The organism is Micromonospora sp. HNM0581 (assembly GCF_012726175.1).
Classification (GTDB): Bacteria; Actinomycetota; Actinomycetes; order Mycobacteriales; family Micromonosporaceae; genus Micromonospora.
On the sequence record NZ_JAASAD010000001.1, the window covers coordinates 208,818 to 227,667 of the forward strand.

Annotated in this window: 14 protein-coding genes and 1 pseudogene; 4 read left to right on the forward strand and 11 right to left on the reverse strand. The window is 69.4% G+C overall.

The genetic code is table 11. The features are described 5' to 3' along the window. Nucleotides 1-15 precede the first annotated feature (15 nt). Nucleotides 16-2,418, reverse strand: coding sequence for a DNA helicase PcrA (gene pcrA, locus HCA58_RS00960; RefSeq protein WP_169595826.1), 2,403 nt, complete (start codon nucleotides 2,416-2,418; stop codon nucleotides 16-18). A gap of 342 nt (nucleotides 2,419-2,760) precedes the next feature. Here pcrA and HCA58_RS00965 point away from each other — a divergent pair, with 342 nt between their 5' ends. Beyond that, nucleotides 2,761-3,120: a chorismate mutase gene (locus HCA58_RS00965; RefSeq protein ID WP_240955364.1), complete on the forward strand. Its 360-nt coding sequence runs from the start codon at nucleotides 2,761-2,763 to the stop codon at nucleotides 3,118-3,120. A gap of 163 nt (nucleotides 3,121-3,283) precedes the next feature. Here the strand turns inward: HCA58_RS00965 and HCA58_RS00970 are convergent, their stop codons facing one another. The 7 genes from HCA58_RS00970 to HCA58_RS01000 all read right to left on the reverse strand — a co-directional run bounded on the left by HCA58_RS00970 (nucleotide 3,284) and on the right by HCA58_RS01000 (nucleotide 11,680). Beyond that, entirely contained in the window at nucleotides 3,284-4,294 is a 1,011-nt protein-coding gene (locus HCA58_RS00970) for a dipeptide ABC transporter ATP-binding protein (RefSeq protein ID WP_169595827.1), read from the reverse strand. Next, nucleotides 4,287-5,324, reverse strand: a complete 1,038-nt coding sequence (locus HCA58_RS00975; RefSeq protein ID WP_169595828.1) for an ABC transporter ATP-binding protein — start codon at nucleotides 5,322-5,324, stop codon at nucleotides 4,287-4,289. The genes HCA58_RS00970 and HCA58_RS00975 overlap by 8 nt, the downstream gene beginning before the upstream one ends. Nucleotides 5,325-5,406: 82 nt before the next feature. After that, nucleotides 5,407-6,342, reverse strand: coding sequence for an ABC transporter permease (locus HCA58_RS00980; protein ID WP_169595829.1), 936 nt, complete (start codon nucleotides 6,340-6,342; stop codon nucleotides 5,407-5,409). Between the two features lie 78 nt (nucleotides 6,343-6,420). Next, nucleotides 6,421-7,437 (reverse strand): ABC transporter permease, encoded by a 1,017-nt coding sequence (locus HCA58_RS00985; RefSeq protein WP_169595830.1) that lies wholly within the window; start codon nucleotides 7,435-7,437, stop codon nucleotides 6,421-6,423. Between the two features lie 100 nt (nucleotides 7,438-7,537). Then, on the reverse strand, nucleotides 7,538-9,175 hold the full coding sequence (locus HCA58_RS00990; RefSeq protein ID WP_169595831.1) for an ABC transporter substrate-binding protein: 1,638 nt from the start codon (nucleotides 9,173-9,175) through the stop codon (nucleotides 7,538-7,540). A gap of 475 nt (nucleotides 9,176-9,650) precedes the next feature. Further along, entirely contained in the window at nucleotides 9,651-10,337 is a 687-nt protein-coding gene (locus HCA58_RS00995) for a response regulator transcription factor (RefSeq protein WP_169596145.1), read from the reverse strand. Next, a complete protein-coding gene (locus HCA58_RS01000) occupies nucleotides 10,337-11,680 on the reverse strand; it encodes an ATP-binding protein (RefSeq protein WP_277351193.1) in 1,344 nt (447 codons plus the stop codon). The genes HCA58_RS00995 and HCA58_RS01000 overlap by 1 nt, the downstream gene beginning before the upstream one ends. A gap of 79 nt (nucleotides 11,681-11,759) precedes the next feature. Between HCA58_RS01000 and HCA58_RS01005 the strand changes: the two genes are divergently transcribed. The 3 genes and pseudogenes from HCA58_RS01005 (at nucleotide 11,760) to HCA58_RS01015 (ending at nucleotide 15,313) form a co-directional block, all read left to right on the forward strand. Beyond that, on the forward strand, nucleotides 11,760-13,457 hold the full coding sequence (locus HCA58_RS01005) for a PspC domain-containing protein (protein WP_240955369.1): 1,698 nt from the start codon (nucleotides 11,760-11,762) through the stop codon (nucleotides 13,455-13,457). Beyond that, nucleotides 13,454-13,651: pseudogene (locus tag HCA58_RS23945) on the forward strand (hypothetical protein); the annotation flags it as partial. The gene HCA58_RS01005 and the pseudogene HCA58_RS23945, both read left to right, overlap by 4 nt. Nucleotides 13,652-14,065: 414 nt before the next feature. Continuing rightward, entirely contained in the window at nucleotides 14,066-15,313 is a 1,248-nt protein-coding gene (locus tag HCA58_RS01015) for a phosphatidylserine decarboxylase (protein WP_169595832.1), read from the forward strand. 144 nt (nucleotides 15,314-15,457) lie between these two features. Here HCA58_RS01015 and HCA58_RS01020 read toward each other — a convergent pair whose 3' ends face one another. From HCA58_RS01020 to HCA58_RS01030, 3 genes are all read right to left on the reverse strand, one after another. After that, the gene (locus tag HCA58_RS01020) at nucleotides 15,458-16,399 is read right to left on the reverse strand and encodes a CDP-alcohol phosphatidyltransferase family protein (RefSeq protein WP_169596148.1); all 942 of its coding nucleotides are present in this window, start codon (nucleotides 16,397-16,399) and stop codon (nucleotides 15,458-15,460) included. Between the two features lie 365 nt (nucleotides 16,400-16,764). Next, the gene (locus HCA58_RS01025) at nucleotides 16,765-17,670 is read right to left on the reverse strand and encodes an NUDIX domain-containing protein (RefSeq protein ID WP_169595833.1); all 906 of its coding nucleotides are present in this window, start codon (nucleotides 17,668-17,670) and stop codon (nucleotides 16,765-16,767) included. A 114-nt stretch (nucleotides 17,671-17,784) separates the two neighbouring features. Continuing rightward, nucleotides 17,785-18,732, reverse strand: coding sequence for an NUDIX hydrolase (locus HCA58_RS01030; protein WP_169595834.1), 948 nt, complete (start codon nucleotides 18,730-18,732; stop codon nucleotides 17,785-17,787). Nucleotides 18,733-18,850 lie beyond the last annotated feature (118 nt).

Consider the following 18,850-nt stretch of genomic DNA (forward strand, 5'->3'; position numbering starts at 1 on the left):
CCCGGTCGACCGGTGTCAGATCTTCTCGATCGGAGCGTGCCGCAACACCAGCCACAACGTCTGGTCACCGAAGTCGATCTGCGCCCGGGCACCCGGCCCGTGTCCCTCCACCGCGACGACCCGGCCGAGGCCGTACCGCTGATGGTTCACCCGGTCTCCCACGGTAACCTTCGGCCCCTGTGGCAGCTCGCTCGCGGTGGCCAGCCGGCTGCCGTCCACTCCGAGCTTGCGGGCCAGTTGAACCGCCCGGGGCGTGCCACCTGCGAAGCCACCGCGACCGCCGGGCGCGCGGTCCGCGCGACCGCCCACACCGCCGCCACCGCCGCCCCACGAGGTGTACGCGCCCTCGGTCCGCTCCCAGCGGACCAGTTCGGGCGGTAGTTCCTCGACGAACCGGGACGGCGGGTTGTAGGCCGGCTGCCCCCACGCCGAACGGGTCACCGCTCGGGAGAGATACAGCCGCTGCCGGGCGCGGGTGATGCCGACGTACGCCAGCCGACGCTCCTCCTCCAGCTCACGTGCGTCGCCCAAGGAACGCAGATGCGGAAAGACGCCGTCCTCCAAGCCGGTCAGGAACACCACCGGAAACTCGAGCCCCTTGGCGGTGTGCAGCGTCATCAGGGTGACCACGCCCTGATGGTCGGGATCGTCGGTGGGCACCTGGTCGGCGTCGGCGACGAGCGCGACCTGCTCCAGGAAGCCGGCCAAAGTGCCCCGTTCCCCCTCCGCACCGGTCGCCTCGACCCGCTCGGTGTACTCACGCGCGACGCTCACCAACTCCTGAAGATTGTCGACCCGGCCGGCGTCCTGGGGGTCGAGGCTCTCCTCCAACTCGGTGAGGTAGCCCGAGCGGGTCAACACCGCCTCCAGCACCTCTTCAGGGGTGCCGTCGACGGCCAACTCACGGGCGGAATCGAGCAACGCCACGAAGTCGGCGATGCCGTTGGCCGCCCGGGTCGAGATACCGGGCGCGTCCCCGGCACGCCGCAACGCGGCACCGAAGGAGATGCGATCCCGGCTTGCCAGTGCCTCCACGCAGGCCTCTGCGCGGTCGCCGATGCCCCGACGCGGAGTGTTGAGGACTCGACGCAGGCTCACCGTGTCATCGTCGTTCACCACCGCGCGCAGGTAGGCAAGTGCGTCTCGGACTTCTTTACGCTCGTAGAAGCGCACCCCGCCGACGACCTTGTACGGCAGACCGAGGCGGATGAACACCTCCTCGAAAACCCGGGACTGCGCATTCGTGCGGTAGAAGACCGCCACGTCGCCGGGACGGGTCTGCCCGTCGTCGACCAATCGGTCGATCTCCCGGGCCACCCAGTCCGCCTCGGCATGCTCGGTGTCGGCGACGTACGCGACGATCGGTTCGCCCGGCCCGGCGTCACTCCACAGTCGCTTCGGCTTGCGCGACGTGTTGCGGTCGATCACCGCGTTCGCGGCGTTCAGGATGGTCTGCGTGGAGCGGTAGTTCTGCTCGAGCAGGATGGTGCGGGCGTCGGTGAAGTCCCGCTCGAACTCCAGGATGTTGCGGATCGTGGCGCCCCGGAAGGCGTAGATCGACTGGTCCGCGTCGCCGACCACGCACAGCTCCGCCGGGTCGAGGCCCTCGGTGCCGGAGACCAACTCCTTGATCAGGACGTACTGCGCGTGGTTGGTGTCCTGGTACTCGTCGACAAGCACATGGCGGCAACGACGGCGGTAGCTCTCCGCGACGTGCGGATGCGACTGGAGCAGGTGCACAGTCGTCATGATCAGGTCATCGAAGTCGAGCGCGTGGGCCTCGCGCAGGCGCCGTTGATAGAGGGCGTACGCCTCGGCGAGGGCGCGCTCGTTGGGCCCGCTGGCCCGCGCGGCGAACGTCTCCGGGTCGACCAGCTCGTTCTTGAGGTTCGAGACCTGGGCAGCCAGGCCGCGCGCCGGGTAACGCTTCGGATCCAGGTCGAGTTCACGGGCGACGAGCTGCATCAGCCTGCGGGAATCGTCCGCATCGTAGATCGAGAAGGTGGATTTCAGACCGGCGTGCTCATGCTCGGCACGCAGGATCCGTACACACGCCGAATGGAACGTGGAAACCCACATCAGCCGGGCCCGCGGGCCGACCAGGGCCGTGACCCGGTCCTTCATCTCGCCGGCGGCCTTGTTGGTGAAAGTGATCGCGACGATCTCGCCGGGGTGCACGTCGCGGGCAGCCAACAGGTACGCGATCCGGTGGGTCAGTACCCGCGTCTTGCCGGACCCGGCGCCGGCCACGATCAGCAGTGGCGAGCCCGCGTGGGTCACCGCGTCCCGTTGCGGGCCGTTGAGTCCCTCCACCAGTTGCGTCGGATCGAGGCGGATGGAAGCGGGCCGATGGGGCGGCAGTGTCCGGGCGGGCTCGGGGCCGGGCGGGGACGCGGGGATGTCGAAGAGAGGATGCATCGCACGGCGAGTCTATGCCGCCGCCCGGACATCCCCCGCCCACGGCACCCGGATGCAAGGGAGCGCAGGCACCCGGCCATCGCCAGCGGGAGCGGAAGGGCCCCTCGCAGGCGGGTTTCCCTGCGCGCCGCTGACGGACTCCTTGCGCGACGACCCGCAGGACGGCATACTCGGCAGCGTGTTCGACATGCGCTCCTACTTTTACTACGGCTCCGGGAGTCCGGCAGCCGTAGGTCGCGCCTGATCGATCAGACCTACGAAAAGCCCCGGGCTCTCGGAGCCCGGGGCTTTCGCGTCCCGGGATCCGGGCAACGGGCACCGCACCGCGAGAGGTACCCGAAGATGACAGACGTGATGGAGCAGAACGGCGGCGTGACCGGGCCAGGCACGATCCCGAACGAGGCCGGTTCCACCCGGCCCGAGGCGGGGACCCCGGCCACCGGCACCGCCGAGCCGGACGCCGCCAGCCGGATCGCCGAGATCCGGGTACGGATCGATGAGATCGACCGTGCGCTCGTCGAGTTGTGGCAGGAGCGGGCCGCACTCTCCCGGGAGGTCGGTGCGACCCGGATGGCCTCGGGCGGTACCCGGCTGGTTCTCTCCCGCGAACAGGAGATCCTGGAGCGGTTCCGGACTGCCCTGGGCGCGGACGGCACCCAGCTCGCCCTGCTGCTGCTGCGCGCTGGCCGCGGTCCCCTCTGAGCTACGGCCGACCAACGCACCCGCAGGGGTCGAGGTGGGCCGCGCCGGACGTGGACCGGGGCGTCGGCTGCTGGTGACGGCCGACGCCCCGAATCACTGAGGAGGCACTACCTTCACCGCCGCTCCCGCTACGGATGGACGAGAGCCAGCGGTGTCTGTGGGGCTATTCCGATGCGTGCACCACGTCGCGTACCTCGGCGAAGTGGCAGGCGCTCGGGTGGCCCGACTTGTCGCGGACCTCCAGCATCGGCTCCTGCTCGGCGCAGACGTCCTGAGCTTTCCAACACCGGGTGCGGAAGCGGCAACCCGAGGGCGGATTGGCTGGTGACGGCACGTCACCGGTCAACACGATCTGATCCCGGTGCCCGCGCAGCCTCGGATCCGGCACCGGCACCGCCGACAGAAGCGCCTGAGTATACGGATGGGTCGGATTGTCGTAGATCTCGTCCTCGGTGCCGATCTCGATGATCCGGCCGAGGTACATCACCGCGACTCGGTTGGCGATGTGCCGGACCACCGACAGGTCGTGGGCGATGAAGATGTACGACAGCCCCAGCTCATGCTGAAGCTTCTCCAGCAGGTTGATCACCTGCGCCTGGATGGAGACGTCGAGCGCCGACACCGGCTCGTCACACAGGATGATCTCCGGATTGAGCGCCAGCGCCCGGGCGATACCGATGCGCTGCCGCTGACCGCCGGAGAACTGGTGCGGGTACCGGTTGATGTGGTCCGGGTTGAGGCCGACCAGATCGAGCAGTTCCTGTACCCTGGCCCGCCGCCGGGCCTTGGGCAGCACGTCCGGGTGCACCTCGAACGGCTCGCCGATGATGTCACCGACGGTCATCCGGGGATTGAGGGAGGTGTACGGGTCCTGCATCACCAGTTGGATGTTGCGTCGGCCCCGCCGTCGTTCCTCGGCGCTGACCTGCGACATGTTCTTGCCCTGCACGAACAGGTCACCTGAGGTCGGCGTCTCCAGCCCGACCAGCAGCCGGGCCAGGGTCGACTTGCCGCAACCCGACTCGCCGACGACGCCGAGCGTCTCGCCGCGACGCAGTTGCAGGTTGATCCCGTCGACGGCGCGTACCGCGCCGTACTGCTTCTTGAAGACCACGCCCCGGGTCAGCGGGAAGTGCTTCACCAGGTCGCGGGTCTCCAACACGATGTCACTCATCGCCCTTGACCTCCTTCCAGAAGTGGCAGGCAGCGGTCCGGCTCGGTGACACCTGGAACAGCGCTGGCGCCGGGTCCTGCCGGCAGATGTCCTGCGCATAACCACAGCGGGGATTGAAGGCGCAGCCCGGCGGGATGTTCGTCAACATCGGCGGCAGACCCTTGATGGCACTGAGCTGCTGGCCCTTGAGGTCCAGACGCGGGATCGACTCCAACAGGCCCTTGGTGTACGGGTGGGCCGGGGTGGAGTAGATGTCGTGCACGCCGGCTTCCTCGATGACCCGACCGGCGTACATCACCGAGATCCGGTCGGCGACGTCGGCCACCACGCCCATGTCGTGGGTGATCAACACGAGCCCCATGTTGCGTTCCCGCTGCAACTCCGCGAGCAGGGCCATGATCTGTGCCTGCACGGTGACGTCCAGCGCGGTGGTCGGCTCATCAGCGATCAGCACCTCAGGGTCGAGCGCCAGCGCCATGGCGATCATGACGCGCTGCCGCATACCCCCTGAGAACTGGTGTGGGTAGTCGTTCACCCGCTGCTTGGCCGCCGGGATCTTCACCAGGTCCAACAGTTCGACGGCGCGGGCCTTGGCGTCCTTCCGGGACATGCCGCGATGCTTACGGAACAGCTCGGCGAGCTGGAACCCGACGGTGAAGACCGGGTTCAGCGCGGAGAGCGCGTCCTGGAAGATCATCGCGATCCGGTTGGCCCGCACCTTACGGCGCTCCGACTCCGGCAGCTTGAGCAGGTCGACACCCCGGTAGAGGATTTCCCCGCCGGTGATGAAGCCGGGCGGGGAGTCCAGGATGCCCATGATCGCCTGAGCGGTCACGCTCTTGCCGCAGCCGGACTCACCGAGGATGGCCCGGGTCTCACCGGCCCGCAGGTCGAAGCTGACTCCGTTCACCGCGTGGGCGATGCCGTTACGGGTACGGAACTCCACCTGCAGATCCTTGACCTGCAGCGGCAACGCGTTCGGGTCGACGCCCGCCAACGCCTCCATCTTGACGTTCACATCGGTGCTCATGCCGGCACTCCGCTCGCTCCGTGCCCTCGTGAGGCACCGTCGCCCTTGTGCTGATCCGCTCGCTGAGAATCAAACATCGGACTCACCGGAACTTCGGGTCGAGGGCGTCACGCAGCGCGTCACCCATGAGGATGAAGGACAGCACCGTGCCGACAAGCAGACCACAGGGGAAGAGCAGCAGCCACGGGTCCTCCAGGAAGTAGACCTGGTGTTGGCTGATCATGATGCCCCAGGACTGCGTGGGCGGCTGGAGACCGACGCCGAGGAAGGTCAGCGTGGCCTCCGCGGCGACGAACGAGCCGAGCACGATGGTGGCGTAGACGAGCATCGGTGCGATCGCGTTCGGCATGATGTGCCGGAACATCAACCGGGAGTTGCGGGCCCCGACCGCCTTTGCGGCGTGCACGTAGTCCAGGTCCTTCGACGAGATGACGCTGCCTCGGGTGATCCGGGAGATCGTCGGCCAGGCCAACAGGAACAGCACGAGCGTCAGGGTCCAGGGGTTCTGCTTCTTGATCACGGTGAGGAAGACGATCGCGCCGAGCAGGAACGGCAGCGACAGGACGATGTCCATCACCCGGGAGATGATCGTGTCGGCCCAGCCGCCGTAGTAGCCGGCGAGCAGGCCGAGCGTCCCACCGAACAGCACGATGCCGGTGGTGGCCATCACCGCGATCACCATCGACGGCCGGGCACCGTAGATCGCGTGTGAGTAGTAGTCACAGCCCAGCACGTCGAAACCGAAGGGATGTTCCCAGCTCGGGGACACCCGGGAGCGGTCGGTGCTGCAGGCCCGGGGGTCCTGGCTGGTCCACAGCTTCGGGACGGCGGCCATCGAGCCGACCAGGAGCACATAGCAGAAGGAGATCACGAACGTCGGGTCTCGCAGCAACTGCCGCCGGGCATCCGCCCACAGGCTGGCGTTGCGTTCCTTGCTGGCCGGCGCGTCAGGCGTCGGCCCGTCGCCGGCCACCGGTGCACCGCCGACTCCGGTGCCGGCGCTCGTCAGGTCGCTCATGTCCACACCTCGTTTCGCTCCACCAGGCCACCTGGGCCGGTCGGAAGGCCCTGCGTCCGCGTCGTCACCTCGGCTGCGTCACTCATAGCGGATCCTCGGGTCGAGCACGGCGTAGAGCAGATCGACGAGCAGGTTGGCGAGCAAGACCACCAGCACCAGCATGGTCACCACACCGATGACGACAGAGGACTCACCGCTGCGGGCTGCGAGCGTCACCAGCCGGCCGATCCCCGGCACGTTGAAGATGCTCTCGGTGACCACCGCACCGGCCATCGCCGCGCCGATGTCGACACCCAGGAAGGTGATCACCGGAATCAGCGAGTTACGCAGCGTGTGCACACCGATCACACGCTTGGTCGCCAGGCCCTTGGCCTTGGCGGTGCGGACGTAGTCGGCCCGGATGTTCTCCATGATGCTGGTCCGGGTCAGTCGGGCGGTGACCGCGAGGGAGGTGGCGCCCAGCACCATGCCCGGGATGACCAAACTGGCGAACGGGTAGTCCGGCTTGAAGCCGGGGGTGAACACACCCACCGAGATCAGGTCGGGGATCCAGTCCTGGCCACGCAGCACGTTGCCGAACTTGACCCCGACGAACTCCCGGATCACCAGACCGAGCACGAAGATCGGCACCGAGATGACGAAGACGGTGCTGATCTTCACGAGGTAGTCGACGAAGCTACCGCTGCGCAGACCGGCCAGCACACCGGCCGCGATACCGACGATCGCCTCGAAGAGGATCGCAATGACCAGCAGCTTGAGGGTGAACGGCAGGGCGTCGGCCACCAGCTCGGTGACCGGGCGCTGACGCAGGTTGATGCCGAAGTCCGGCGGGAAGGTCAGGAAGATGTTCTGCAGCCGGTCGGCGAAGAGCCCCAGGCACGGGTTACCCCGCTGGCTGAGACAGGGGTCGTCGTAACCGAGTCGCTCCGTGATCGCCTTGAGCAGCGCGGGTGGCGGTGTCCGGTCCCCGAACAGCGCCCGGGCCGGGTTCCCGCTGAACTGGATAGCAAGCGAGGTCAGGTAGTGGAGCAGGAACATGGTGCCCAGCACGGTGGGGATGAACTGGAGCAACCGTCGAATGACGTAGCGCCCCATGACGGGGTCTCCTCTCGGCGCTGACGTGGCGGCAACGATCACCCTGGTGGGGTGACCGTTGCCGCCACGTCGTATTACGGCAGGATCAGGCGGCTGAAGCTCAGTTCTGCTTCAGCGAAATCGAGCCGTAGTCGGCATCCGAGACGGCGTTCCAGACGAACTGGTCCACGTTCTCGCTGTAGACCGCGCCCACCTTGCTCCACCACATCGGGATGACCGGCAGGTCCTCGCCGAGGAAGTCCTCACCCTTCTGGTAGGACGGGATGGCGGCCTGGATCGACTCGGCCGCGTCGCCCTCCTTCATCAGGGCGTCGAACTCCGGGTTGGTGTAGCCCGAGTTGTTGCTGCCGGCACCGGTGCCGTACAGCGGGTAGAGGTAGGTCTCCATGAAGGGGTAGTCCGGGCCCCAGCCGAGACGGAACGGACCGGTGAACTTCTTCTTGTCCGCGGTGTCGAGGTACTCGGGGAACTGGAGGTTGACCTTCAGCTCGTAGTCGATGCCCAGTGCTTCCTTGATCTGGTCACCGACGGCCTGCAGCCACAGGTCGTGACCGGCACCGGCGTTGGCCCACAGGGTCAGCTTCTTACCGGCCGGCCAGCCGCCAGCCTCGGCGAGCAGCTGCTTGGCCTTCTCGACGTCCTTGGTGCAGTACTTGCAGACGCCCTCGCGGGCACCCTCGAAGGTCGGGGCGACGAAGCCGGAGGCCGGGGTGAACCGGCCGTCGAACACCGCATCGATGATCGACTGGCGGTCGATCGACAGCGACAGCGCCTGGCGGATGCGCTTGTCCTCGAAGGCGGGGTCGTAGACCGGCATGCCGACGTAGGTGAAGCTGTCGCCCGGCTGCTCGTACATGCGGTCGCCGTACTGCGCCTTGGCCTCCTTGTAGCGGGCCGGGGGCAGGGTGTACATGACGTCCAGCTCACCGGCCTGGAAGGCGGAGTAGCCGGCGTCGACGTCAGCGAAGATGCGGTACTCGATGCGGTCCGGCTTGCCGGCCTCGCCCTTCCAGCTGTCGCTGCGGACGACGTTGATCCCGACGTTGTGCTGCCAGGAACCGTCGATCTTGTACGGGCCGTTGCCGATCGGCTTCTCGTTGCAGGCGGCGATGTCGTCGACGCACGCCTGGGCCATCGGGAAGAAGCCCGGGTAGCCGATCGTGGTCGGGAAGCCGGAGAAGGCGGAGTCAAGCTCGACGGTGAAGGTCAGGTCGTCGACCTTCTTCAGGCCGGAAAGCTCCTTGGCCTTCGGCTCCGGGGCGGTCTGCGGGCCGTCGCCGTCCGGATCCTCGGACTGGACGTCCTTGATGCCGGCGATCCGCTTCATGAAGTAGCCGTTGTTCTGGGCGTTCGGCGCGTAGGCGGCGTAGTTCCACGACCGGATGAAGGCGTCGGCGTTGACCGGCTCACCGTTGTCGAAGACGTAGCCGCTCTTGAGCTTGATCGTCCAGAGCTTCTGGTCGGTCGACTCGACCGACTCGGCCAGGTCCATCTCGACCGCCGAGGTCTCGGCGTTGTACTTGACCAGACCGCGATACAGCTGGCGGATCACGTAGAGCGACGGCTCGTCGTCACCACCGGACGGCGTCAGGAACGCCGGCTCCGAGGCGTAGACACGGAGCGTGCCGCCGGCCTCGCCGGCCGACTCGCTGTCGTCGTCGCCACCGCCGCCGCAGGCGGTGGCCAACATGGCGGTGGCGGTCGCCGCGACCGCCACCTTCAGGAATTTCCCGCGCATGGGAGTGCCTCCTCAGGGCGCTCGGCTCACGAGGGGGTTGTGAGGTGCCTGCAACTGTGACACCACATGCGCCCAGGCGGGAAGGCGTGTTATCAACCCGATACCCGCCCGGGACGGTGCCGACATCGACCCGCCGGTGCCTCTCCGAGCCTTCGGAGGCGTGGTATGAGCTGCTCGTCAACCAGTTTTCCTCGTTCGACCAGCCGCCGGATGACCGATAGGCGACGTCATCACCAATCCACCGAGGCATCGACGTGAATCCCGCCACTTCCCCCTGAAGCTACCCGAAAGTACGAGTCTTGTTCCAGACCTACAGCCGATCACCCTGGCCGGGTGAAGGGCTAGCCGAAGACGGTCCGCCCCCCGGACCCGCTCGGTCGGGATCCGGGGTCGGAAGATCTGTCGCGGTGCCGGTGATCAGACGGTGAAGTGAACCCGCTACTGCGCCGCCTTGGACCCGGTGTAGAAAGGTCACTTATACGAGGCGCCGGTCCGCAGCCCAACGAGACAATTCGTACCGGTTGGACATCTGGAGCTTGCGCAGCACATTGGAGACATGAGTCTCGACCGTCTTGATCGAGATGTACAGCTCCCGAGCGATCTCCTTGTACGCGTACCCCCGGGCGAGCAACCGCAGCACCTCTCGTTCCCGGTTGGTCAACTGATCCAGCTCCGGATCGGCGACCGGGGCGTCCGGACGGGCCGCGAAGGCATCCAGCACGAACCCGGCCAGACGCGGACTGAACACCGCGTCGCCGTCGGCCACCCGCCGGATCGCCGCCGCCAACTCGTCGGGCGAGATGGTCTTGGTGACATAGCCACGCGCTCCGGCCCGGATCAGTCCGATCACGTCCTCGGCCGCGTCGGAGACGCTGAGCGCCAGGAAACGGACCTCGGTAAGGCTGCCGCGCATCGCCTCCAGCACAGCGCGGCCACCACCGTCAGGCATGTGCACGTCAAGCAGGACCACGTCCGGCTCGGTGGCCGCGATCCGGCTGACCGCCTCGGCCACCGTACTCGCCTCGCCCACCACCTCGACGTGCGCGCCGAGTTCGGCACGCACCCCCGCCCGGAACATGGCATGGTCGTCGACCAGGAACACTCGCAGCCGTCCGAGCCCGGTGCCTTCCGGTGCGACAGGTGCCGTCGGCTGCTCGACCATCATCTGTCCCTCTCCGCCATGGCCGATTCCCGGACGATCGGCAGGATCAACCGGACCTCGGTTCCCTCTCCAGGCCGGGAACGGATCTCCGCCCGGCCGCCGTGCCGCTTCATGCGCCCGACGATCGAGCCACGGACACCGTGTCGATGGTCCTCCACCGTATCCGGATCGAACCCGGCACCACGATCCCGTACGAAGACGCTCACCTGCTCGGGCTCGACCTCGGCGTACAGCGAGACGGTCTGCACCCCGGCGTGCCGGGCGGCGTTCACCAGCGCCTCACGCGCCGCGGCCACCAGCGCACCGACCCGCTCGTCGGTCTCCCGGTCGCCGACCACGACCGCTTCCACCGTCATCGCGAAGGTGTCCTCCACCTCGGCTGCCGCCTGTTCCAGCGCAGCGGCGAGGCGTTCGGTCGGGGACCCGGTGGGCTTGTAGAGCCAGCTGCGCAACGAGCGCTCCTGGCCCCGGGCGAGCCGCTGCACAGCCTTGACGTCGCTGGCGTTGCGCTGGATCAACGCGAGGGTGTGCAGCACCTGGTCGTGCACCATCGCTGCCAGCTCGGCCCGTTCCTGCTCACGGATCCGACCCTCGCGCTCCGAGCGGAGCTGGTTCCAGGTACGCCAGAGTACCGGCGCCGCCACCACCCCGACCCCGGCCAGCCCGACCAACGCGAAGATAACTCCGTTGACCACCGCGTCGAGGTTCTGCGCCGGCGAGTAGACCGCGGCCACCCCGATGATGCCGACCGCGACGAGCACCCCACCCCCGACGAATCGGAGCACGAACGCCCGCCGGTCACTCTCCTCTATCACCGCGCCCAGCCAGGGCACCGGCATCGACCCACTCCACTGCTGCCGCCGCTCAGGCGTGGACTGGTGCCAGATCACACCGGCGCCGACGGCGATGATGGCGACCAACCAGCCCGCCGTGCCGGCCGCACCCACCGAGTCGAAGACCATCACCTGGATCAGCAGCACACCGAGCCCGATGGCAACGAAGGGCAGCAGCTGGCCGACGTCACGACGCGGCGGTACGGCGGTGTCACCGGGCCGCAGCGGCACGACCGCCCAGAAGGCCGCGTAGAGCAGCAGGCCCAACCCGTTCAGGCCAAGCAGCACCATGAAGGCGATCCGGACCCGGACCACCGGCACTCCGAGATGCTCGGCGATGCCAGCGGCCACCCCGGCGGCCATCCGGTGCTCCGGAGCACGGTAGAGGCGGGTTGGTCGGCTGCTACTGCTGATCGCGAGCTCCCTGGTCAGGACGGGTCGGACAGGAAGGTTCCGCCGCCGATCGTCACACGTGTGTGGCCACCGGACCACGGGGGACGCCCCCGACATTCGGGCGGGCCGGATCTCAGGGTGGGTTCAGGGTCACCGCCGGAGGACGCTCGGCGTCTGACGCAGCAGGATCGAGAGCATGACCGACGACGCTGCCCAGCCGCACCGGTCGGGGGCGACCGACCCGGGGACGACGCCACCCGCGGCCGTACCCGCCCCTCCCGCTGCCGAGGCGGACGGCCCGGCCGAACCAACTGGCGGGCGGGCTCCCGCCGGCGGCTGGGACGGCGCTCCACCCGCCACCGCGCCACCACCCACCGGTGGGACGGCGTGGGGGCCGACCGTACCGCCGTCCGCCGGGCCACGGGGGCCGGGCGGACCGGACTGGCCGGGCGGGCACGGTGGAGCGGGCTGGCCCGGCGGGCTGCCCCAAGGCGGCCCGGGTGCGTCCTACGGCGGCGCCGGTTTCACCTCCCGGTACGGGCTGGTCCGGCCCCGGGAGGGCCGTTACCTGGCCGGCGTCTGTGCTGCCATCGGCCGGGCCACGAACACCGACCCGGTGCTCTGGCGGGTGCTGCTGGCGGTTTTGGGCTTCTTCGGCGGCGTCGGCATCCTGGTCTACGTCGCCGCCTGGCTGATCATCCCGGGCGAAGGCGACAGCGCCTCGCCCGTCGAATCGATGCTCGGCCGTGGACGTTCCAGCATGTCCCCGGTCACCGTGATCGTCCTCGGCGCGGTGGTCGCGATCGGCTTCGGTTTCGTCGTCACCGACGCTTTCCGCGCAGTCCTGCTCGGCGCGGCCATCCTGGTGGGAGGCGCGCTGCTGCTCAACCGCCAGCAACGCGAGCACCGACCCGAATCGGCAGGGCTCGGTGCGGGCGGCCCGGCGGGTCCGCCACCGCCGTCGGGTCCGGCGCCTCCGGTCAGCTATCCGGAGCCGACCGGGTACCCGGAGTTCGACCGGACGGCCGGCCTCGCACCACCCGCCTTCCACCCACCCGGCTCGCCGTCAGGCGTTCCCTCGGCCCCCTGGGGGGGCGAGGGGACCGAGGAGCCGACCATGCGGTTGCCGACGGCGACGACGTGGCCGACGGCCGCCGCCCCGTCGGGCCCGCCGCTCACCCAGCCGACCTACCGTCCCCCGTTCGCCCCGCACGGCCCCTACGCCGGGCCGCCGAAGGTGGCTACGCCGCCGCCACCGATGTCGAAACCGCCCCGCAAGGCACGGGAACGATCGGCTCTGGGCGCGGTGACCCTCTCGTCGATCTTTGTCGCGTTGGGGCTGGTCGGCGTGCTCGACCTGCTTGACGTCTTCGGGATCGGCGCATCCGCCTACTTCGCCGCAGCCCTCGCGGTGGTCGGGCTCGGTCTGGTCGTGGGCACCTGGTTCGGGCGGGCCCGCTGGCTGATCGCGCTCGGCCTGGTGACCGCCGCCGCCCTGGCCGTGGTCACCGTCGTCGAGTCCTACGATCGGGTCCGCGGCGTGGACGGCGCGGTCACCTGGGCACCGGTCAGTCACCGCGACCTGGCCAACCGGTACGAACAGAGCTTCGGCGACGCGGTGCTCGACCTGCGGGCGATCGACTTCGACGAGCGGGAGACAGAGATCACCGTCGCCGTGAACTTCGGCGAGGCCACCGTGGTGCTGCCGCCGAACGTCGACGTGACGGCGGTGACGCGGGTGACTGCTGGTGACGCCGACGTCCTCGGCCAATGGACACGGGGCATGGACAACCGCCCCACGGATGTCGTCGACCTCGGCGCGGACGGCGCCGGAGGCGGCAAGCTGCGTCTCAACCTGCACGTGAACGCCGGACACATGGAGGTGACCCGGTGAGGAGCCACCGCACCGACCTGGTCTCGTTCGCCTTCGGGCTGCTCTTCCTCGCCTTCGCCGCCTGGTGGCTGCTCGCCCAGGTGCTCGGCCTCGTGCTTCCAGCGGCCGGCTGGTTCCTGGCCGGTGGGCTGATCCTGTTCGGCGGGCTCGGCCTGATCGGGGCCCTGCGTTCCAGCCGGCACAACGGTCTGCCGACATCTGACGAGGCCCCGGGCGACACCGGCCCGGTCAGCTCGCCAGCGGCTGCCAGCGACCTGTCTTCCGACCCGCTGCCGGAGCGTGCCGACACCGCGACGGGCGGGTCGGTCCCGGCCGACGCGGGCCCGACGACAGATCCGCAACCACCGACGGACCGCACACCCGATCTGTTCGGTGCGATCGACCAGACACCGCCGTCCGGGCGGCAGGGACGTGACGGCTGACCGTGCGACACCGGTCGCCTGCCGCCTATGCTGGCCGGTGTGCTCCCGCCAGCGCCGGCCGGCCCGCGCCGCAGGGCAACCCCGCGGGTCATCGGCGCGCGGGCCGTCCCCGCGGTCAGGCCGGCCTCGCCGCCGGCGGTGAACCTCGCGTCAACCGCCTCTAACCCCGTCAGGAGCCCGTTCGACATGACCGAGTCCCCCGCCGTGCGTACACCCGACCGATCCGGTCCGGTCCGCCTCGGCGAGTGCGCCGCGCGTACCCTCGTCTCCGAGCTTGCCCGGATCAACATCCCGAAGGCAGCCCTGCTTGTCGGCGCGGCTCCGAAGTCCGCGGTCCTGGCTGCGGCGATCGAAGCGATGCTGCCCGGCGACACCCTCACCGTGGTACCGGCCGAGCGGGTGAGCGCCGCGACGTTGCGGGAGCACGTCACCGCCCAGGGCCGCTGGGTCGCCGAGCGGGTCCGGGTCGTCGACAGCCTCGCCGAAGCTGAGGTCGCCGCAGTGGTGATCGCCGCCGAGGCGCTCACCGGTACCGCCGACCAGGCGCGTACCACGATCGGGACACTCACCAAGTTCCTGGCCGACGGCGCGGTGCTGTCCGTCGCCACCGCCGTCGCCCGAACCGCCGGAGCCGCAGCCGAGTTGGACCGGCAGGGTGTGCTGTACGGCGTCGGCAACGATCTGGTGCTGCGCAACAATCCACCGGTACGTGTGTACCGGCTCCGCTTCACTCCGGCCGACGCTGCGGCGGCTGAGCAGCTCGCTCCCGCCTACCGGCCGTCGAGTGTGCCGCTCAGTCGGGACATGCACATCGACTCGAACGGGGTCGCCGCCGCGGGCATCGCCCTCGGGCTGGCCGCGCTGACTCGACTGGCCCGACCGAAGTCGAAGCTCTGGCTGGTGCCCGCCCTGGCAGCCGTGCCGGTGGCCGCCTTCTTCCGCGACCCGGAGCGGGACGTGCCGGAGGACCCCACCGCCGTGGTGGCCGCCGCCGACGGGCAGGTGCTGTCGGTGCAGCGGCTGACCGACGAGCGCTTCGGCGACAGCGAGTTCCTGCGGATCGCGGTCTTCCTGTCGGTGCTCGACGTGCACGTCAACCGGTCCCCGGTGGCCGGCAAGGTGGTCGACTACTTCGTCGCGGACGGCGGATTCGTCAACGCGATGAAGCCGGATGCGGAGCACAACGTGGCTGCCTACACGGTGCTGGACACCATCCACGGCACCGTGGTGGTGGCCCAGCGGACCGGTCTGATCGCCCGCCGGATCGTGCAACGAGCTCCGGTCGGCACACTGCTGGCCCGTGGCGAACGGTTCGGGCTGATCCGCTTCGGCTCCCGTACCGACGTATACCTTCCGGCGGAGGCCGCGGAGCCGCTGGTCGGTCCGGGCGACAAGGTGATCGGTGGATCGAGCGTGATCGCCCGCTGGCGCTGACTCACCCCCCGGGTGCCCCTACACCCCGCAGACGGCGTCACGGGTGTCGATCAGCACGACGGCCGCGACGTGCGGCGAATCGGTCGAGCGGTAACGCGAAGGGGCGCTGCGGACCTGCCGCAGCGCCCCTTCGCAGGTACGGGGTCAGACGATGGTTCGGCGCTGCCGCAACCAGAGCACCGGACCGCTGATCAGGTACCCGAAGACGATCAGCCCGAAGGTGAGGCGGATGTCGATGAGGGCGCCGACCACCGGAGCGAGCAACAACCACGGTGGCAACGTGACCAGGCGGGCGAGCTTGGCGTACGGGAAACTGCTGACCATGGTGAAGGCGAGCAAGGCGACCCCGGCGATCTGCACCGCCCCCGGCACCGGCATGCCGATCACCACCATCAGGGCGAGCACCGCGGCGGCCATCGTGGTGGGTACGCCGGAGAAGAACCGACCGTCGTTCGGCGAGACGTTGAACCGCGCAAGCCGGATGGCGGCGCAGGCGGCAACGAGCGCGGCTGCCACCGCGGCGGCGGCCGTCGGCGCGGAACCGGCGAGGGACGCGTACACCACCACGGGTGCGGCGAGCCCGAAGGAACACATGTCGGCAAGCGAGTCCATCTGGGCACCGAACGGGCTGGACACCCCGAGCTTGCGGGCCAGCGCGCCATCCAGGCCGTCGAACGCGACGCAAGCGATCAGGAGGAGCGCAGCCAGTCGCACCTCACCCTGCATAGCGACGAAGATCGCGTTGATGCCGAGCAGCAGGCTGGCCAGAGTGCAGGCGTTCACCAGGGCGAACTTCACCCGCCGGGCCGGTGTCCGCTCGCCCGGCAACAGCGGCGCCGGTGTCGTTGTCGACGCCACCGGAGCCGGCGCGACCGGCTTGTCGACCATGACCGGCCCGGCAAGCGGTCCGACCGGAGCGACGGTCTCCCTCCGGGTGCGAGGCAACCGCTTGAGGCCGTACCGGCGGCGCGGGCGCTCCTGATACCGGGGCTCGGGCAACACGTCGGTCGCGCCGTGCAGATCCGCACCTCGGCGGCCGACGCGAACCAGCAGGACCTGGCGGGCGAGGGTGCCGCTGCGGCGCAGCGGGCCCGTCCAGCTTCGCCCTGCGGGACGCGGGCTGTCAGTCGTACGACGCCGGCGCCATGGGGCTCTCGGCACGTTTCCTCCATCACCGGATCGGCTCACCGCCACGCGGGCGGGCGTCCGGCTGTCTCGTGCCGGACCTTTCTGGCCCGGCAGCCGTTTTGCGGAGTACACCATCGCACAGGGGGGTGGGGAATGGCGATAGCTGCCGGCGGTGCTTATACCTGCCGTAACCGAGCGAACCGCCGCCTTATTCCCATCCCGGACACCACCGCCCGTTTCTACGCCCCCACCCCGACTCGACTGTACCGGAGTCGGCCCCCACCGGCTCGGTGGAGACATCGGGCCGACAGGACCGCAACGGATTACCCGGACGGCTTAAAAGCCATCGCGGCGATCCCGGTGAGGGGAAGATTCCGCAGTTCGACAGGGGTGAACCAGGCAGCCCGAGCAGTGGAACCGCCGGCCGCCTCGGTCACCGCCGGCACGGTCGGGTGGTCCACCTCGACCCGGTACACGACCCGGATGCCATGCCAGTCGAGGGGACGCCCCTCCGGCCCCAGAGCGGCTGGATCATGCAGATTGTCCACCCCGATCAGTCCGGTCACCCTGCCCAACTGCCCCGACTCCTCGATCAACTCCCGTAGCAGCGCGGTGACGGGCTGCTCACCGTGATCGGTGCCGCCACCGGGCAGATGCCACTGCCCCGCACCGGGATAGCCCTCGGCGATCAGGGTCAGCAACACCCGTCCGTCCGGATCGGTGACCACCCCGTACGCCCCGAAGCGCTGCCGACGGTCGCCACCGGGACCGGGAAACGACTCCCGACGGCTCGGGGACCCGGGCGGGAGCGGAACGACAGGTAGACCGACAGCTTCGGCGGTGAACGCCAGCAGCGGCAGCTCGGCCGCCTCGTCCAGGGTCAGCCAACGGGCCAGGTCGGTGCTGCCGTCCCGCTCCGCCCGCAGCCGCCCACCGACCGCCGTCACGTCGAACAGCAGCCGATCGGTGTGCAGCGTGACCCCGAGATTCGGGTACCGCACCACGTCCGCGACGACCGCACTCAGCCCGGCCACCTCGACGGTCAGCCCGGTCTCCTCGGTGACCTCGCGGCCTACCGCGCGTACGGGATGTTCGGCGTGGTTCAGCCCGCCGCCAGGCAGCGACCAGACGCCAGGGAAGTCCGACAGCACCGAGCCCCGCACCAGCAGCACCCGCCGCTCGGCATCCCGCAACACCGCGTACGCGCCCACCCGCCGTAACTGATCCACGACTCCTCCGCCCTGTCCGCGTAACGCCACGGCCGCATCGACGGTGGAGTCGTCGCCGGTGCCGACGATTTCGACGATAACGTCGGGATCGGCCGCACGGACGAGTGGAGTCGATCAGGTCAGGCGGGCGGCCTGGACTGCTTCGGCGGTGACCTCGGTCAGACGGTCGGTCGGTAGGGCGCCGAGCTCCTCGCGGGCGAACCAGCGGGCCTCGCAGGTGGAACCTCCGACGTCACCGACGGTGGGTGGAGCCGGCTGGTCCACCACCACCCGGTAGAAGGCACGCACCCCGTGCCAGTCGATCGGATAGCCCTCCGGGCCCAGCGAGGCGGCGTCCCGGTGGCTGGCCACCCCCAGCAGCTCGACAAGCCGCCCGGTCTGCCCGGTCTCCTCGACCAGCTCCCGGATCAGCGCCGCGCCCGGCTGCTCACCGTAGTCGGTGCCCCCCCCGGGCAGGTGCCAGCAGCCGGCGCCCGGGTAGCCGTCGGAGACCCGGGTCAGCAGCACCCGTCCCTCCGGATCGGTGACCACGGCGTACGCGGCGAAGCGCTGGGCCCGGTGCAACCCGTCCGGGCCGGGCACCGCGTAGAAGGAGGGGAACTCCGGTGCCTCGTCCGGCACGATGTCCGCCGACGAGGCGGGCAGGCCCAGGGCGCGGGCGGTGAACGAGCGGAGCGGCAACCGTGCCGCCTCGTCGCGGGTGAACCAGCGGGCCAGGTCGGTGGGCCGGTCGATCCGGTCGGTGAGCGAGCCGCCCCGCACCGACACCTGGTAGACCAGACGGTCGGTGTGGATGGTGATGCCCCGCTCGGGCAGTGCCCGCATGTCGGCCAGCACGTCGTGCAGGCCGGCGACGGCCACCGACAGGCCGGTCTCGGCGGCGGTCTCGCGGACGACTGTGTGGTGGGGGTCCTCGCCGTGGTCGACGGCCCCACCGGGCAGGGACCATGTGCCAGGGGTGCCGGAGCGCTCCGATGCGCGGACCAGCAACATTCGGTCTACGGAATCAGTACAGACTGCGTATGCCGCGATCCTGCGCAGCGGCTCCAGCATGGTGGTCACGGGGCCAAATTCTCCCCGCTGTCCGTTACCGAAGCGGAAAAGAGTCGGATTCCTGACTGATGACTCGCACCTGAGTGGCAATTCAGGGTAGGGATCCGGGCGGTAACCGAGGTCGATA

Bases quoted from the DNA above. Each gene is read 5' to 3' on its own strand.
- pcrA (WP_169595826.1), bottom strand. From the start codon at position 2,418: ATGCATCCTCTCTTCGACATCCCCGCGTCCCCGCCCGGCCCCGAGCCC.
- HCA58_RS00965 (WP_240955364.1), top strand. From the start codon at position 2,761: ATGACAGACGTGATGGAGCAGAACGGCGGCGTGACCGGGCCAGGCACG.
- HCA58_RS00970 (WP_169595827.1), bottom strand. From the start codon at position 4,294: ATGAGTGACATCGTGTTGGAGACCCGCGACCTGGTGAAGCACTTCCCG.
- HCA58_RS00975 (WP_169595828.1), bottom strand. From the start codon at position 5,324: ATGAGCACCGATGTGAACGTCAAGATGGAGGCGTTGGCGGGCGTCGAC.
- HCA58_RS00980 (WP_169595829.1), bottom strand. From the start codon at position 6,342: ATGAGCGACCTGACGAGCGCCGGCACCGGAGTCGGCGGTGCACCGGTG.
- HCA58_RS00985 (WP_169595830.1), bottom strand. From the start codon at position 7,437: ATGGGGCGCTACGTCATTCGACGGTTGCTCCAGTTCATCCCCACCGTG.
- HCA58_RS00990 (WP_169595831.1), bottom strand. From the start codon at position 9,175: ATGCGCGGGAAATTCCTGAAGGTGGCGGTCGCGGCGACCGCCACCGCC.
- HCA58_RS00995 (WP_169596145.1), bottom strand. From the start codon at position 10,337: ATGGTCGAGCAGCCGACGGCACCTGTCGCACCGGAAGGCACCGGGCTC.
- HCA58_RS01000 (WP_277351193.1), bottom strand. From the start codon at position 11,680: ATGTCGGGGGCGTCCCCCGTGGTCCGGTGGCCACACACGTGTGACGAT.
- HCA58_RS01005 (WP_240955369.1), top strand. From the start codon at position 11,760: ATGACCGACGACGCTGCCCAGCCGCACCGGTCGGGGGCGACCGACCCG.
- HCA58_RS01015 (WP_169595832.1), top strand. From the start codon at position 14,066: ATGACCGAGTCCCCCGCCGTGCGTACACCCGACCGATCCGGTCCGGTC.